The following is a 14,799-nucleotide window of genomic DNA, read 5'->3' on the forward strand; positions in this document are numbered from 1 at the left end:
CCCGTCAAGCTCAGTAATGACGGTGAAACATTCCACTGTTTGTCGTCATCCGTGTGCACCGTCACCGTCTTGCGATTGCGACGAATAACAAAGCCTCGAACCATCGTACCATCTGGCCCTTCAAACATCACGCCACTGCCGATCTTGATCTCCTGCAGCACAGCGGCTGTCTTTTGTTGATGGAGAAACTGCAATCGCTCAACGATGTGCCGGTTCAATTCCATCAGCGTGGCTTCATCCAGACTATCAATATCCAGCTCGGTAATCGGCGTCTTCTTCATCGTGCAATCTATACGACCTTCTTGGGCAAAAGGAATTATGGTAGATCGCAACTCACCGCGCAACTGCACAACAAAATGGCATTGCCCCCGGATCTGCCCCGCTTACTGTGCGGCCAACTTTTCTGATACAGAAGCCTGCTCAGGCAATAGGTTGAAAAATATAACCATTCAAGATGCTACGAAAGCTAAAATAACCTTAGCTTTCGTCTGACTGACGGTCAAATTTCGCTCTTTCGGAAAGGAATCTGGCGCAGCTTATGCCTTGATCGGACGCCACTGAAGAAATCTCTTCAATGGCTTTGATGCTAATCCGATTTGGTTAAGAAATCCATCCCCATGGAAGGAGAAACCAGAAAAACCGAAGGATAGACCGCTTCCGGGATAAAGACATACAATTTCGAATCTCATTCCAAAAAAAGGGGCCTGCCCTCCCCTTCCAGAAGCGTGCGCAATTCGATTGTCGACGCCACAGCATATCATCGAGCAAACTCACACCTCGTTTCGCCCTATTTCATACAGGAGAAAAGGACAAAGTAAGCCCGAAGGATCAGAGCATATTCCGACCGGAGTGAAACGAGGCTCGACAAGATTATGCTTCAGGTAGAAGACTTTGGAGCGCCGATCTGCTTCAACCAGATCGAAACGCGCTCCAAATTGCTATCGAAGCCACGCAACCATAAAATCTGCATGTCTCATTTTGAGCCTTCTCGTGTCAATTTCAGCCCGGCTGCTCAACATTTTCCGCAAATGGCGACAAACCCGCTTCACAGGAGCAGCATCAGAAGCATGGCGACCCCGAACAGCGAGCCCATTGGTGCTGATTGAGCAACTTCCGCTCCATTCCGGCGCCACGCGCAAAGCGGAGTGGGTCTGCCTTTGCGAATTCAGGTCACATCTATCATTTCCACACCGTAACAATGCTTGCGAGACCCCATAATCAGAGAATCGCTCAAGCTCTGCTCTCAACCGGGAAAACCGCCTTATTTCCGTGTGGAAACAGACTCTTCCCGTTTGAAATTGGCAAAGAGATGAGGTGTGCGGATTATAGACTGCGGTCTAAAACTCATAAAAGGCCATAAAAACAAACGGATAGGCCGACATTAGCCGAATCGATAAAATTTTGCTTAATTTTAATATCGGCGCTAACTCTTTGTTAATGCGGCTGCCCCTTGCGATAGAATAAGAATCGGACATAATGACGGTATTTAGGCGGTAACCGTTCCAATGCCGTCACTAGGGACCCCAAGTAATGAATATCGCAAATCCAGCAGCAGCCTTGTCGTTTGACGACATGATATTATCGCAAGGGCGCGAGATTTCTCGCAAGCTCAATCTGCTGCGTCACGAAAACTTTCCGCCGGATGCGCGCAAGAATATGCTGCGCCAGTTTTCGATGGCTGAGGCTGCGTATTTCCTTGGCGTGTCTCCCAGCAATCTCAAAAAACTACACCTGGAAGGCAAAGGCGTCGAGCCGACCATTCTTACAGGTGGTCGCCGCGCCTATAGTGTCGAGCAGATTCAGGAACTGCGCCAATGGCTCGACCAGAACGGTCGCGCCGAGGTGAAGCGCTATGTTCCGCATCGTCGCGGCAATGAGAAGCTCCAGGTTATCGGCGTCGTCAACTTCAAGGGCGGCTCCGGCAAGACCACGACAGCCGCGCATCTGGCGCAGCATATGGCGCTGACCGGGCATCGCGTGCTTGCAATCGATCTCGATCCGCAGGCTTCGCTGTCAGCACTGCATGGCATCCAGCCGGAGCTGGATGAATTCCCGTCCCTCTATGAGGCAATTCGTTACGATTCCGAAAGGAAGCCTATCCGCGAAGTCATTCGCCGCACCAATTTCCCCGGTCTTGATATTATTCCGGCCATGCTGGAGCTGCAGGAATATGAATATGATACGCCGCTCGCCATGCAGAATGGCGGTGAAGGCAAGACATTCTGGAACCGCATCGCACGGGCTTTGTCCGACGTGGATGGCGACTATGATGTCGTGGTTATCGATTGCCCTCCCCAGCTGGGCTATCTCACGCTCACCGCTCTCTCTGCGGCGACCTCCGTCCTGATCACCGTTCATCCGCAGATGCTCGACCTCATGTCCATGTCGCAATTCCTGCTCATGCTGGGCGATATTCTGAAAACGGTTCGTCAGGCTGGCGGTGCAGTCCAACTCGACTGGTTCCGCTATCTGATTACACGTTACGAACCGACCGATGTGCCCCAGGCGCAGATGGTCGGCTTCATGCAAAGCATGCTGGCTTCGCACATGCTGAAGCATCAGATGCTGAAATCAACCGCGATTTCGGATGCCGGTCTCACAAAGCAGACGCTTTACGAGGTCGAGCGTTCATCAATGAATCGCGGCACCTATGATCGCGCCATGGAGGCCATGGAGGCGGTTAATTCCGAAATTCGCGGCCTCATTCACGAGGCATGGGGGCGTTAGACTGCCGACTAAAACGGCGAATATCGAATAAAATCAGGTCTCTGGCCGGTTTGAGGAAAAGAGAATGGCAAGAAAGAACATATTCGAAAGCGTCATGCGGGACGAACCGGCGGCTGAACATGCCACACAGCCGGTTGAAAACGTATCGCGCCGGTTCGGTGCCGCCAAATCTCTATCCGCCTCGATCGATGAACTGGCCAAGCAGGCCGCCCAGAAGCTCGATGGTGAAACCATTGTTGAGCTTGATCCTGTCGATCTGGACGTTTCTTTCGTCGCGGATCGTCTGCCGGAAACAAATGACGACGAGTATCAGGAGCTTCTGGAGGCCATTCGTGAGCGCGGTCAGGACAGCCCTATCCTCGTGCGTCCGCATCCAGGGACCAGTGGCCGCTATATGATCGTTTTCGGTCATCGCCGCGCCCGCGTTGCCCGAGAGCTTGGCATCAAGGTCAAGGCCGTCATCAAGCCCCTCGCCGATCTGGAGCATGTTCTGAGCCAGGGCCAGGAAAACTCTGCCCGTGCCAATCTGAGTTTTATCGAGCGTGTTTTCTTTGCAGCGCGCCTTGAAGCGCTGGGCTTTGAACGTGAAGCCATACAGGCGGCATTGACGGTCGATTATCAGACTCTGTCGAAGATGCTGACCATTCCGAAGGCCGTTCCAGAACATATTCTTCTTGCCATCGGCCCGGCAAAAGGCATCGGTCGTGATCGCTGGCTGGAACTGCGCAAGCTGATCGAGATTCCGGGCAAAAAGGATGCGGCAGAAGAGCTTCTGGCTACATCGACCTTTGAAAGGGCATCCTCCGTCGATCGTTTCGAGCAGCTTTATGGTTATCTGAAAGGCGGAAAGCAAAAGAAACCGGTTACCAAGGCCGCTCTGCGTCCCGGCACCAGCTGGACGGCTTCCGATAAATCCGTCAGCGCCGTTATCAAACAGAATGGCAAATCGGCTACATTGGCTCTCAGTGCAGCCAACGGGCCTCGTTTTGCCGATTGGCTTTCTCGCAATCTGGATGAGCTCTACGCGTCATTCCGGAGCGAGGAGAAGTAAGTAAGCGTACGGATCGATAGCGGTTGCTGAGATCTGATTGTGTAGCGTTCAATAATGCATGTCTCCCAAAAGTGGGAACCGGTTTTGGGATAAAGACATGCATGAAAACAAAAACTTAAAGCGTGTCGTATGACTACGACAAAACGCGGCACGCTTTAGCAAGTGTGTTTGCGTCGAAACTGTTCAGGAAGAGGAACGAGACAGCAAAAGAAAAAGGCCCCCAAACGTCGCCGTGTGGAAGCCCTTCTCATTGGTTTAGCAGCTAGAGAATCGCAAATCCACGAATCACTGTCAAGTGTAATTAGCGTCATTTCGGCGGGTGGATTTCTTTTGCCTTGTGGAAGGTGAAAGAAAATGGAGATTCAACTGGCCTCGACGCCGTTCGGCAGTCGAAGGATGACGCTTGCCTTGTTGGCAAGTCAACAGAACACACAGCAAATCGCGCAAGGAACCGTTGCCGATAAATGGCAGCTGCATCGTTGGCTGTGTGAAGCAAAGACGCTGTTCAGCCTGAATGATCGCTCTCTGGCGGTTCTTTCGGCGCTGCTGTCGTTCTATCCGGAAATGGAACTGAACGAAAAGAGCAGCCTCATCGTGTTCCCATCCAACAAGCAGCTGGCCTTGCGTGCGCATGGAATGGCCGATGCAACCTTGCGCCGTCATCTGGCAGCGCTGGTCGATGCCGGTTTCATCCTTCGTCAGGACAGCCCGAATGGCAAGCGTTATGCCCGCCGTGCTAAAGGCGGCGATGTGCAGATTGCATTCGGCTTTTCACTGGCACCGCTGCTGGCGCGTGCGTGTGAACTGGAAAAAGCTGCCGAACAGGTGAGGGCGGAGAAGACTGCATTGCGTGAAATGCGCGAACGGCTGACATTGCTGCGCCGCGATATCACCAAGCTCGTCGAGTTTGCAGTTGAGGAAAAGCTCGCCGGTGACTGGCAGAACATCAACCACCGTTTCCGTCAGATCGTCGACAGCATTCCGCGCCGTGCAGAGCATCAAGAACTGGCAGCGCTGGTCGAATCCTTGCAGCTCATCCGCACAGAAATCGATAACGCATTGAAACTTCATGAAAATGTTCAAAATTTGCGCGCCAATGAATCTCAAAATGAGCGGCAGCAAATTGAATCGAATCCAGATTCCCAATTTGAAAAGGCGACATCTGAATTTATCGACCAGCGCATAAACGACATCGCCAGCGCTCCCGTTGAACCAACGGTTTCGCTCGACATGGTGCTTCGTGCCTGTCCGGAGATCACGGCCTATGCCCTATCATCCATCCGTCATTGGCAAGATTTGGCCAATACGGCAGAGAAAGTCCGCTCATTCCTCGGGATCGATGGAAAACTCTACGATCTGGCAAAGAAGACGCTGGGAATGCATAATGCATCCATCGTGATCGCCTATATGCTGCAGCGCTATGAGCGGATTCAGTCCGCTGGGGGCTATTTGCGCATCCTGACGGAAAAGGCGGCCAATGGCTCATTTTCGATCAGACCGATGCTTATGGCGGCACTGAATGGACAAAATCGTTAACCATAAGCCTCTATCGGCATGACAAAACCAAAGGGCTATTTAGGTTTCGTATCGTTCATGAAGCTTAAGAAGATCAAGTGTTCCAATTGCAGTTGAAAAACGGACAGGAGAGCTTCAGACAATAGCAAAAGCAGGTTGTTAGGCTACATTGTCGCCATGCGTGCGAAAATGCATTCCAGCTGACATTGATGTTTTATAATGTCGTTTAACGCCGAGGCTATGGCGGAATGTCAGGACGGCTTGGAATGGATTGACGCTTTGAAGTTTGATGCGGTCAGCAGATCTCAGTCCAGTGCCTGAAAGCGGCGGCGACGTGAACGACGGCGAGGGCGCAATGTATTCAGGTCTTGCGCCTGATCGGTCCTATGACGTGGGGGAGGCGAAAGGAGGCGCATGATGAAAAGGATGCAGCACCCGATGGTGAATATCCAGAATATCTCATCAGTGAGATCGTTGATCATGACGCAATCCAGAGCAAACCGCTTGTCCGTTTCCGTGACGCGCGAAACAATATTCCCAGATGAATATAGTCTTGTGAAACCGTGGCCAAGTCACGAAGCCGTGCTTTATCGCCGCGCCGGTCGCGATTTCTGCGCCGATCTGCGATAGATCCTTCATGCTGCCTTTCAAAATCCATTGTTCCGGTCCGGTGCTCGCGGCTGAATTTCCGGACAAGCAAAACATTTTAAGCTGGTCGCTGACACGTCCGGGTTTCGTCTCGGCGCATTCCGTTGTCTGGCTGGAAGTGCGCAATGACGATCTGACGCTGGATGTTGATCCGGCATGTTTGCTGCAGGAAAGACTGAGAGAAGCAGGTTACGGCGAAGCGGTGCAAATGATGACATCGCGCAGCGTATACAAGCACCATGTCGCAATGCGATGCTCCGGCGAAGCACAGGCCGCCTGTCTTGCCACTGTCGGCTTGTCGAATGCGGGGAGGGTGGGGGAACGCACGCAGATGAAGATGCCAGCCGGAACGATCAATCTTCTGGTTCACATCGATATGCCATTGTCGGTCGCAGCTCATATAGAGGCAATGTCGATTGCTGCCGAGGCCCGCACCGCTGCCATTATGGAACTTGGGCTCGATGTCGGCGGCAGAGCCGCGACCGGAACTGGAACGGATTGCATCGCCGTTTCGGCTCCGCACGGGCAAGCGGAAGAGGCGGCATCATATGCAGGCTTGCATACGGATATCGGGGCCGCCCTCGGTGGTGCTGTTTATGATGCGGTGTCCGAAGGCGGCAGGCTCTGGATGAAAGAGCAGGGCTTTTGATCTGTCAGGCTTCTGCGGCAGCACCTTTCGGCTTCAGACGCAGGATGAGCGGCACCAGAACAAGGGCGACAATCGGAAAGACCAGCCAGTTGATGGTTTCCCAGCCGGAAGAATGCAACAGCGACCCTGCAAAGAACGAAGCGCAGGCCACGGTGCCGAACATGATGAAATCATTGGCACCCTGTGCCTTGCCGCGTTCAGCTGGCGTGTGGCAGTCGGTCACCATGGCGGTCGCGCCGATAAAGCCGAAATTCCAGCCGATGCCAAGGAAGATCAGCGCCCCCCAGAAATGACCGACATCGAAGCCGCCCAGTGCGATAATCGCTGAGAAGGCGATCAGCACCAGCCCGAGCGCGGTGATCTTTTCCTTGCCGAAACGGGTGATGAGCCTTCCGGTGAAGAAGCTGGGGCCGAACATGGCCAGCACATGCCACTGGATGCCAAGCGCCGCATGATCGACGGAATGGCCATGGCCAACCATGGCGATGGGGGCAGCCGTCATCACGAATGTCATCAGTGCATAGGAACAGACACCGGCAGCTACGGAAAGAATGAAGCGCGGCGAACGCAGAATTTCGCCAAGCGGGCGGCCTGTGTCATGGGCGGCGTTCGGATCTTTCCGGATTTTCGGTGCGCGCAGCATAAAAAGGACCGGGAGGGCGAGGAGCCCCAGAACCGCCTGGCTGAGGAAACTGCCCGCAAACATGGCATCGGGAATGGTGTCGCGCGTCCAAATGACAAGCTGCGGCCCGACGATAGCGGCGACAAGCCCGCCCACCATGACCCATGATATGGCACGCGCCTTCATGTCGCCCGTTGCCGCATCGGTGGCGGCAAAACGATAGCTCTGCACATAGGCGGCATAGAAACCGGCGGTCAGCGTTCCGAGACAGAAGATGAGGAAGGAAGCGGCAAAAATGCCCGCGGCGGCAATCAAGCCAGCCGAAACGCCGACAAGCGCGCCCAGCATATAGGCATTGCGGCGTCCGAACTGGCGCATGAAGAAAGCGGCAGGCAAAGTGCCGAGCGCAAGGCCGAGATTGAACAGGCTGACAGGAAGCGTGACGAGCGCCGGATCGGAAGACAGTTTCTGCCCGACCAGACCGCCAAGCGAAATCACGATGGGCGGGCTGGAAGCGCCGAGTGCCTGTGCAATCGTCAGGATAAGAATATTGCGCCGCGCAGTCGTCATGTCGGTCATCACCAACCCCTCAATCGATAAACCGGGATGGTTTTATCGGAAACCCCGCCTGCCCGCAAAATCATTCTCAGACGCAATTGAAAACCACGGCATTTCCAGAAAAACGGGGCCTTCGTCAAAGCTTCATGGAAGCGTCAAGCCAGCGATACAAACTCAGCCTAATTGCGTCCCTATAGCTTGAACTCCAGATATTTCAATTCCAACGGGGACTTATCATGATATCGCGTCTCGTCGCCTCGACCATGCTTGCCGGTGCCGTCGCACTGGCATTTCCGGCATCCGCCGAAGAAAAGGCTTTTCCTGCCACGCTGAAGGCTCATGCCATCCTGCCCGCGAACACGATCATCGCCGCGCCGGAGGATGCGAGCCAGCATCTGAAAACGTCAGGCAAGTTCACCACCGCCGACCGCAAGCGCGCTGAGGGCATCGGCACGGTGGAAGGCAAGGACGGCGTGCGCAAGACCGGCCTTTCGGTGCCGTTCGACGGCCAGCCGGTACAGGGCTTTTCCGGCATCAAGACCATGGAAGACGGCAGCTTCTGGTCGCTGTCCGACAATGGCTTCGGCTCAAAGCTCAATTCGCCGGATGCCATGCTGATGCTGCACAATGTCAAGTTCGACTGGGACAAGGGAACGGTCGAGCGCGTGAAAACCGTGTTCCTCAGCGATCCGGACAGGAAGGCTCCGTTCCCTATCGTCATGGAAGGGGCAGAAAAGCGTTATCTGACCGGCGCCGACTTCGACGTGGAATCCATCCAGCCGGTGGCGGATGGTTTCTGGATCGGCGAGGAGTTCGGGCCGTACCTCTTGAAATTCGACACGGACGGCAAGCTGATCGATGTGTTCCCGACTTTCGTTGGCGAGACGGAAGTGGTGTCGCCGGATAATCCGAAGCTTGCTCTGCCCGCCAATCCGAGCCTCAAGCTCCCGGCCTATAATCTGAAGCGCTCCGGCGGCTTCGAGGGGCTTGCCATGTCCAAGGACGGCTCGAAGCTCTATGGTCTTCTGGAAGGCCCGCTTTTTGTCGATGGTGCGCCGGAAAAGACCGAGAGCGGCAAGACCGGCCTGCGCGTCATCGAGTTCAATGTTGCGGACAAGAAGTGGACGGGCCGGTCCTGGCTCTATCCGCTGGCGGAGGGCGGCGAAGCTATCGGCGATTTCAATATGCTGGATGAAACCACGGCGCTGGTCATCGAGCGCGATAATGGCGTCGGCACGGCGGACACGGCTTGCGCCGATCCGAAAAAGCCGCAGGCCGATTGCTTCGATGTGCCGTCGAAGGTGAAGCGCATCTACAAGATCGCGTTCGATGACAGCAATGTCGGCAAGGAAGTGCGCAAGATCGGCTATATCGATCTGCTCGCCATTGCCGACCCGGAAAACAAGCGCCGTCAGGGCGGGCGCGAGGGCATTTACGACATGCCGTTCCTGACCATCGAGAATGTGGACCGCGTGGACGAAACGCATATTATCGTCGGCAACGATAACAACCTGCCTTTCTCGGCTGGGCGCGCGCTCGACAAGGTGGATGACAATGAATTCGTCCTGCTGGAAGTGGGCGAGTTTCTGAAGGCTGAATGACCCTTCTTCCAAGCTGCAGGTTGGCGGCCTGCCTTCCATAGGCAGGCCGCTATTGATCTTACTTGGTCGTATAGCCGCCATTGACGAGAATGGTCTGCCCGGTCATCCACCAACCGTCCGAGACGAGGAAGCGGATATAGGGGACGATATCCTCAATATCGGTAAGGCCGGTTTTGGAAAACTTGGAGAGTGCTGCTGCGGTCCTGTGATAGGCGACAGCGTCCTCGCCTTCTGCCGGATAGAAGAATGACGTATCCATCGGGCCGGGGCCGATTGCGGTTACCGATATGCCGCGTTCGCCGAATTCCTTGGAAGCTGCGCGTGTGAAATGCTCGACCGGGGCCTTGGTGCCGGCATAGGCAGCATAGAACGGCGTGTAGGCACCGAGCAGCGAGGTTACCAGCGTGCAGATACTGCCATTGTTGTTGACGTGTTTGCCTGCTTCCTTCAGGAAGAAAAAGGCTGACTTTGAATTGACGGCGGTCATCTCGTCATATTCCGCTTCCGAAACCTCGACAATCGGCTTCTTCAAGACCTTGCCAACCGTGTTGATGGCGATATCGGGACGCCCGATGGCGGCAATCGCGTCAGCGAAGAGTTTCTCCATCGCACCGGCGGTGGTGAGATCGGCCTGAAAGGAAACCGCTTCCGCGCCAGCGGCCTTCACCGCGGCCACGGTGGCGTCCGCATCCGCTTTGGTCGATGCGCTGTTGTAATGGATTGCGATCGCCTTTGCCCCGTGTTCTGCAAAATCGCGGGCAATCAATCCGCCGAGATTCTTGGCGCCACCGGCGATGATAACGGTTCTGCCCTTGATGTTGTGGTCTGTCATGGCTTCAACCTTCTTTTCCGATGCGACTGCGCCACGCAGCCGCTTTCAGGCCGGAAGAGTATCGTCTACAATAGTCTTATAAAGACGGTCATTCTGACAACACCTGTCAGATATGATGGACAATGGAGGCAGAACATCTTGGATCGTATCGACCTCTTCCGTGTCTTCGCCCGTGTCGTTGAATGTTCGAGCTTTACGCGTGCTGCCGATACGCTCGGTGTGCCGCGCTCCTCCGTTTCAGCTGCGGTTCTCGAACTGGAGGGGCGTCTGGGAGCGCGGCTCCTTCACCGGACGACCAGAAGCGTGTCGACGACGCAGGATGGTGCGGCCTTCTATGAACGATGCCTGAGCCTGATTGCGGATGTGGAAGAAGCGGAAAACCTGTTCCGCAATACCGCCGCGCCATCCGGCACGCTGCGGATCGATGTTCCCGGTCGCATCGGGCGCCTGATCATTGCGCCTGCCTTGCCCGCGTTTCTGGATGCCTATCCGGAAATCGACATACATCTCGGGGTGACGGATCGCGCCGTCAATCTTGTCGAAGAAAGTGTCGACGGCGTTCTGCGCGTCGGGCCATTGACCGATTCCGGGCTGATCGCCCGATCGCTCGGAGAGCTACCGCTGATTAACGTTGCGAGCCCGGCCTATCTGGAGCGGTACGGCATTCCCGAAACGCCTTCCGATCTTTCCGCGCATTGGGCCGTTAATTATGCCTCGCCGTCGAGCGGGCGCGTCGAGCCTTGGGAATGGGTCGAAGACGGCGTGACGCGATCCATGCCGGTGCGCGGCCGCGTTACTGTCAACAGCGCCGAAGCCTATATCGCCTGTTGTCTCGCCGGCCTCGGCCTCATCCAGATTCCGGCCTATGATGTCAAGCGCCAGCTGGAAGTGGGCGAACTGGTTGAGGTAATGCCCAATATGCGCGCTGAGCCGATGCGGATGACGTTTCTCTATCCCCACCGCCAGCACCTTTCCCGTCGTCTCCAGGTCTTTGCCGACTGGCTTGAAGAACTGCTGAAGCGGGAGCTTGCCGCTTGTTCTCTCTGTGTATGGTGACAAGCCCGGCGTGGAAGTTTTGTTTCGGCGCAGCTATGGTGCGGCGACAAAATGATGGAGGAAGCCGTTGAAGATTTTCATTTTCGGCAGTGTGAATGTGGATGTCAGCGCCCGGATGGCCGCGCTGCCGCGTCCGGGACAGACCGTGAATGCATCGGGCTATGGTATCGGCCTCGGCGGCAAGGGCGCCAATCAGGCGGTGGCGGTTGCCAAGCTTGGCGGTGATATTCGCTTTGTCGGCGCTGTCGGCAATGATGCCTTTGGCGAACTGGCCGTGAAGCAGATGCAGGAATTTGGCCTCAACACCGAAAGCGTGCGCGTGATTGACGGTGTCGATACGGGCATGGCGATCATTCAGGTCGAGGAAGCGGGGCAGAACACTATTGCGGTTTGCGCTGGTGCCAATGCGCGCTGGTCGGCTGTCGATATTGACGGTTATGCTGCCGATATTGCCAGGGCGAAGATTACGCTGTTGCAGCGCGAAGTTCCCCATATTGCCAATCTGGCCGTGGCAAAGGCCGCGCGTGCGGCAGGCGGCAGCGTGTTGCTCGATCCGGCGCCGGTCGGCGATGCAAGCCATATGGCGGACCTGATTGCGCTCAGCGACATCATCTCTCCCAACGAGACGGAAGCCGCCGAAATTACCGGTATCGAACCGACCGATCTTGCTTCGGCGGAAGCTGCCGCGCGCAATCTTCTGGAGCGCGGGCCGAAGACGGTTATCCTCAAGCTTGGAAGCCGGGGCGCGCTGCTGGTGACGGCGGATGAGGTCAAACATTTTGCGCCGTTCAAGGTCAAGGTGGTCGATACGGTTGCCGCCGGTGACAGTTTCAACGGTGGTTTCGCGGTTGCCTTCTCGCAGGGCCAGTCCTTGCACGATTGCGTGCGCCATGGTTCGGCAGCGGGCGCGATTGCGGTCACAAGAGTGGGTGCTGGCGCGGCTGCGCCGACCGCAGTCGAAGTGGCAGGCCTTCTGCAAAATAAGGCAGAATAAAGATTCGAGGCAATTTGCGCCGATTTCGGTCAATTTGAGCAGAAAACTGCACAAAAACCTCTCGCCAAACATGGCGACGAAGCCGCGAGAATAAGGCACTCGCGGCTTTTTTGTGACGAGAATTAGATTTAGAGCATGATCCCGAAAAGTGGACTTCCGGTTTTCGGATAAGATCATGCCCAGAAAAAATCAAAGCGTGGCCAGACGTTCAGTCAGCAGGCTGAAGAAGCCGTCTGCATCCACATCCTTGATGAAAAGCGCGTTCTTCGGACGGTCTGTCACTTCCCACCAGTCGACGACTGTTTCGCCGATGGTCAGCTCCGAATTGATCTCGATTTCCACATTGCATTCACGTCCCGAATAGAGTTCCGGCTTGATGAGATAGGCGATGACGTTCGGGTCATGCAGCGGGCCGCCATCGGTGCCGTATTTGGCTTCGTCATAGCGCTCGAAGAATTCGAGCCATGCCGCGACTACTTCGCCGACATGGGTGCCGATGCCGCGAATGGCGGCGATGCGCTTTTCGGTGGTTAGCACCTTGTGCGTGACATCGAGCGGCATCATGGTGATCTTGATGCCGGATTTGAACACGACCGCAGCGGCGTGCGGGTCGACATAGATGTTGAATTCGGCCGCTGGCGTGATGTTGCCGCCCTCGAAATAGCCGCCGCCCATCAGCACGATTTCCTTGACGCGTTCGGCAATCTTCGGCTCGCGGATCAAGGCGGATGCGATATTGGTCAGCGGTCCGAGCGGGCAAAGCGTGACGGTGCCGGGTTCTTCCGTCATCAGCGTTTCGATAATGAAATCAACGCCATGTTGGGCCTGAAGCGGCATGGTAGGGGCAGGCAAGTCGTAGCCGTCGAGGCCGGTCTTGCCATGGACGTTTTCAGCCGTCACGAGCGGACGAACCAGAGGGCGGATGGAGCCTGCGAAAACCTTGGTTCCGGGCTTTTTCGCCACTTCGCAGACCGTGCGCGTGTTGATCTCGGTGCGCGCCAGCGGGCCGTTGCCGGCAACGGCGGTGATGCCGAGAATATCAAGCTCGGGGCTTGCGAGCGCCAGAAGAATGGCGACGGCATCGTCCTGACCGGGATCGGTATCGATAATGATTTTACGGGCCATGATAGGTTCCTGATGAGATATTCTAGAGAGCGTTGCGCGCCGCACTGACCGTCTGGTCGACAAGCGCGTCGAAGGAGATTTTCGCCGGGCGGCGCATATAGGTGACGATGTCGTCGGCCAGAAGCGGCTTCGACCACCGTTCGGCGATGATGCCGGAGCCGCGCTGGATGGCGATGACACAAAGGATCTGCGCAGCATTGCAGTCGACGTCGTGGCCGATGCTGCAGACGATTTCGAGCGTGCGGTCGAAATCGCCTTCGCCGAACCAAAGTGCGATCACCTGTGCGGCTGCATTCGGATAGACATGAATCCAGTTATACTCGGCATATTCGGCATCGCATTTCGCCCATGCGTCCTGCCAGTTGCCGGCCGAACGGCAGGCATCGAGCGCGAAAGCCAGAACCGCACCATATTCGGTTTCGGTCGGGAAAAGTGCTGCGGTTGAGACCACCAATTCGCGGGTGTCGCTGACCGCAAAGGCGCGCGCCGCCATGACGGCATTGAAGACTTCGCCCAGAATACCGTTTCCGGCATGGGAGATTTCCGCATCCATCCATGCGAGGCGGGCAGCTTCGCGGGCGCGGCCCGGCACCACCATGCCGCAGATGACGCCGCGCATCTGCGCGCCGATCCATTCATCGAACGGATTGTCGCAAGTACCGGTTTCAGGGGCGGTGAGGCCGCGCCGCATATTGGAAAGCGCGATTGCCTCCGCCGACCAGCCAAGCGGGATCAGCGAGGTCCAGCGCTCGGCAATGTCGGCGCTGGTGACAGCCGAACCCTTGTCGCCAAAGGCTTCGAGAAATGCGATCTCGAAGGTGATGTCGTCATTATAGGTGTTGGGCTCGCGCACATAATCACGGATCGGGCCGAAGGTTTCGGCGATATTTTCAGCCGTATAGCCTTCCAGCGCCGTGCCAGCCGCCGCACCGACAAGCTGCGCCATCCAAGCGGCGGCGGTGCGGTCGCGGAAATCTTCGGACTGGACGGCAAAAAGCACATCGTCCGGCCATTGAACGGCAGCGTCGAATTCGTCCCATGACCCGTAACGCACTGTCTTTTGCGACGGATGATCCGGATCGGGCCGCGCGGCGCGCATCAGGACACGCAGGCGCATGTCGATGCGATAGAGTGTTTCAAAATCGCCTTTTCCAAGTGCGGTGAGCCCATCGCGCAGAAGTTCTTCGTAAGGGGCAAGGACGAAGCCCTTGTTTTCCAGCGATTGCAGCGCACCCGCCATCAGGCATTCAGGTGCAGCCGAACCCGGCACATTGCTTTTCCAGAACATGGCCATGAGATCGTCCTGCGCCTTCATGACGGCGCTTGCATCCCAAGTCTGTTCCTCCGCCGTGCGCACCACCGGTTTCGTGTCGCGCAGCAGATCGCGGGTCAGTTCCCAAGCCTTCATTTCACTCTCATTT

Annotated in this window: 12 protein-coding genes; 7 read left to right on the forward strand and 5 right to left on the reverse strand. The window is 56.2% G+C overall.

All coding sequences use genetic code 11. From position 1 onward, the window contains the following. The coding region (locus tag JNC70_RS15370; protein ID WP_374788655.1) for a hypothetical protein at positions 1-281 on the reverse strand (281 nt) is incomplete at its 3' end. 1,249 nt (positions 282-1,530) lie between these two features. Here JNC70_RS15370 and repA point away from each other — a divergent pair. From repA to JNC70_RS15390, 4 genes are all read left to right on the forward strand, one after another. Beyond that, the gene (repA, locus tag JNC70_RS15375) at positions 1,531-2,727 is read left to right on the forward strand and encodes a plasmid partitioning protein RepA (RefSeq protein WP_104755388.1); all 1,197 of its coding nucleotides are present in this window, start codon (positions 1,531-1,533) and stop codon (positions 2,725-2,727) included. A 64-nt stretch (positions 2,728-2,791) separates the two neighbouring features. After that, positions 2,792-3,778: a plasmid partitioning protein RepB gene (gene repB / locus JNC70_RS15380; RefSeq protein WP_104755387.1), complete on the forward strand. Its 987-nt coding sequence runs from the start codon at positions 2,792-2,794 to the stop codon at positions 3,776-3,778. Positions 3,779-4,132: 354 nt separating this feature from the next. Beyond that, entirely contained in the window at positions 4,133-5,314 is a 1,182-nt protein-coding gene (gene repC / locus JNC70_RS15385; RefSeq protein ID WP_104755386.1) for a plasmid replication protein RepC, read from the forward strand. Between the two features lie 616 nt (positions 5,315-5,930). Beyond that, positions 5,931-6,590, forward strand: a complete 660-nt coding sequence (locus JNC70_RS15390) for an adenosylcobinamide amidohydrolase (RefSeq protein WP_104755385.1) — start codon at positions 5,931-5,933, stop codon at positions 6,588-6,590. Positions 6,591-6,594: 4 nt separating this feature from the next. Here JNC70_RS15390 and JNC70_RS15395 read toward each other — a convergent pair whose 3' ends face one another. Next, positions 6,595-7,791 (reverse strand): MFS transporter, encoded by a 1,197-nt coding sequence (locus JNC70_RS15395; RefSeq protein ID WP_104755384.1) that lies wholly within the window; start codon positions 7,789-7,791, stop codon positions 6,595-6,597. 215 nt (positions 7,792-8,006) lie between these two features. On the opposite strand from JNC70_RS15395, the gene JNC70_RS15400 reads away from it, so the two are divergent. Continuing rightward, a complete protein-coding gene (locus JNC70_RS15400; RefSeq protein WP_104755383.1) occupies positions 8,007-9,371 on the forward strand; it encodes an esterase-like activity of phytase family protein in 1,365 nt (454 codons plus the stop codon). Positions 9,372-9,429: 58 nt separating this feature from the next. Here the strand turns inward: JNC70_RS15400 and JNC70_RS15405 are convergent, their stop codons facing one another. Further along, positions 9,430-10,203: an SDR family oxidoreductase gene (locus JNC70_RS15405; protein ID WP_104755382.1), complete on the reverse strand. Its 774-nt coding sequence runs from the start codon at positions 10,201-10,203 to the stop codon at positions 9,430-9,432. 138 nt (positions 10,204-10,341) lie between these two features. Here JNC70_RS15405 and JNC70_RS15410 point away from each other — a divergent pair, with 138 nt between their 5' ends. After that, complete coding sequence (locus JNC70_RS15410; RefSeq protein WP_104755381.1) at positions 10,342-11,259, forward strand: LysR family transcriptional regulator; 918 nt, start codon at positions 10,342-10,344, stop codon at positions 11,257-11,259. Between the two features lie 115 nt (positions 11,260-11,374). After that, the gene (gene rbsK, locus JNC70_RS15415) at positions 11,375-12,253 is read left to right on the forward strand and encodes a ribokinase (RefSeq protein ID WP_245414745.1); all 879 of its coding nucleotides are present in this window, start codon (positions 11,375-11,377) and stop codon (positions 12,251-12,253) included. A gap of 189 nt (positions 12,254-12,442) precedes the next feature. Here the strand turns inward: rbsK and JNC70_RS15420 are convergent, their stop codons facing one another. Both JNC70_RS15420 and JNC70_RS15425 read right to left on the reverse strand, forming a co-directional pair. Next, positions 12,443-13,378 carry a nucleoside hydrolase gene (locus JNC70_RS15420; protein ID WP_104755379.1) on the reverse strand — a complete coding sequence of 312 codons (936 nt, stop codon included), beginning with the start codon at positions 13,376-13,378 and terminating at the stop codon, positions 12,443-12,445. Positions 13,379-13,400: 22 nt separating this feature from the next. Beyond that, positions 13,401-14,786: an ADP-ribosylglycohydrolase family protein gene (locus JNC70_RS15425; protein ID WP_104755378.1), complete on the reverse strand. Its 1,386-nt coding sequence runs from the start codon at positions 14,784-14,786 to the stop codon at positions 13,401-13,403. Positions 14,787-14,799: the final 13 nt, after the last annotated feature.

Origin of the sequence: Brucella oryzae, assembly GCF_041929965.1 — a bacterium.
GTDB classification, from domain to species: domain Bacteria; phylum Pseudomonadota; class Alphaproteobacteria; order Rhizobiales; family Rhizobiaceae; genus Brucella; species Brucella oryzae.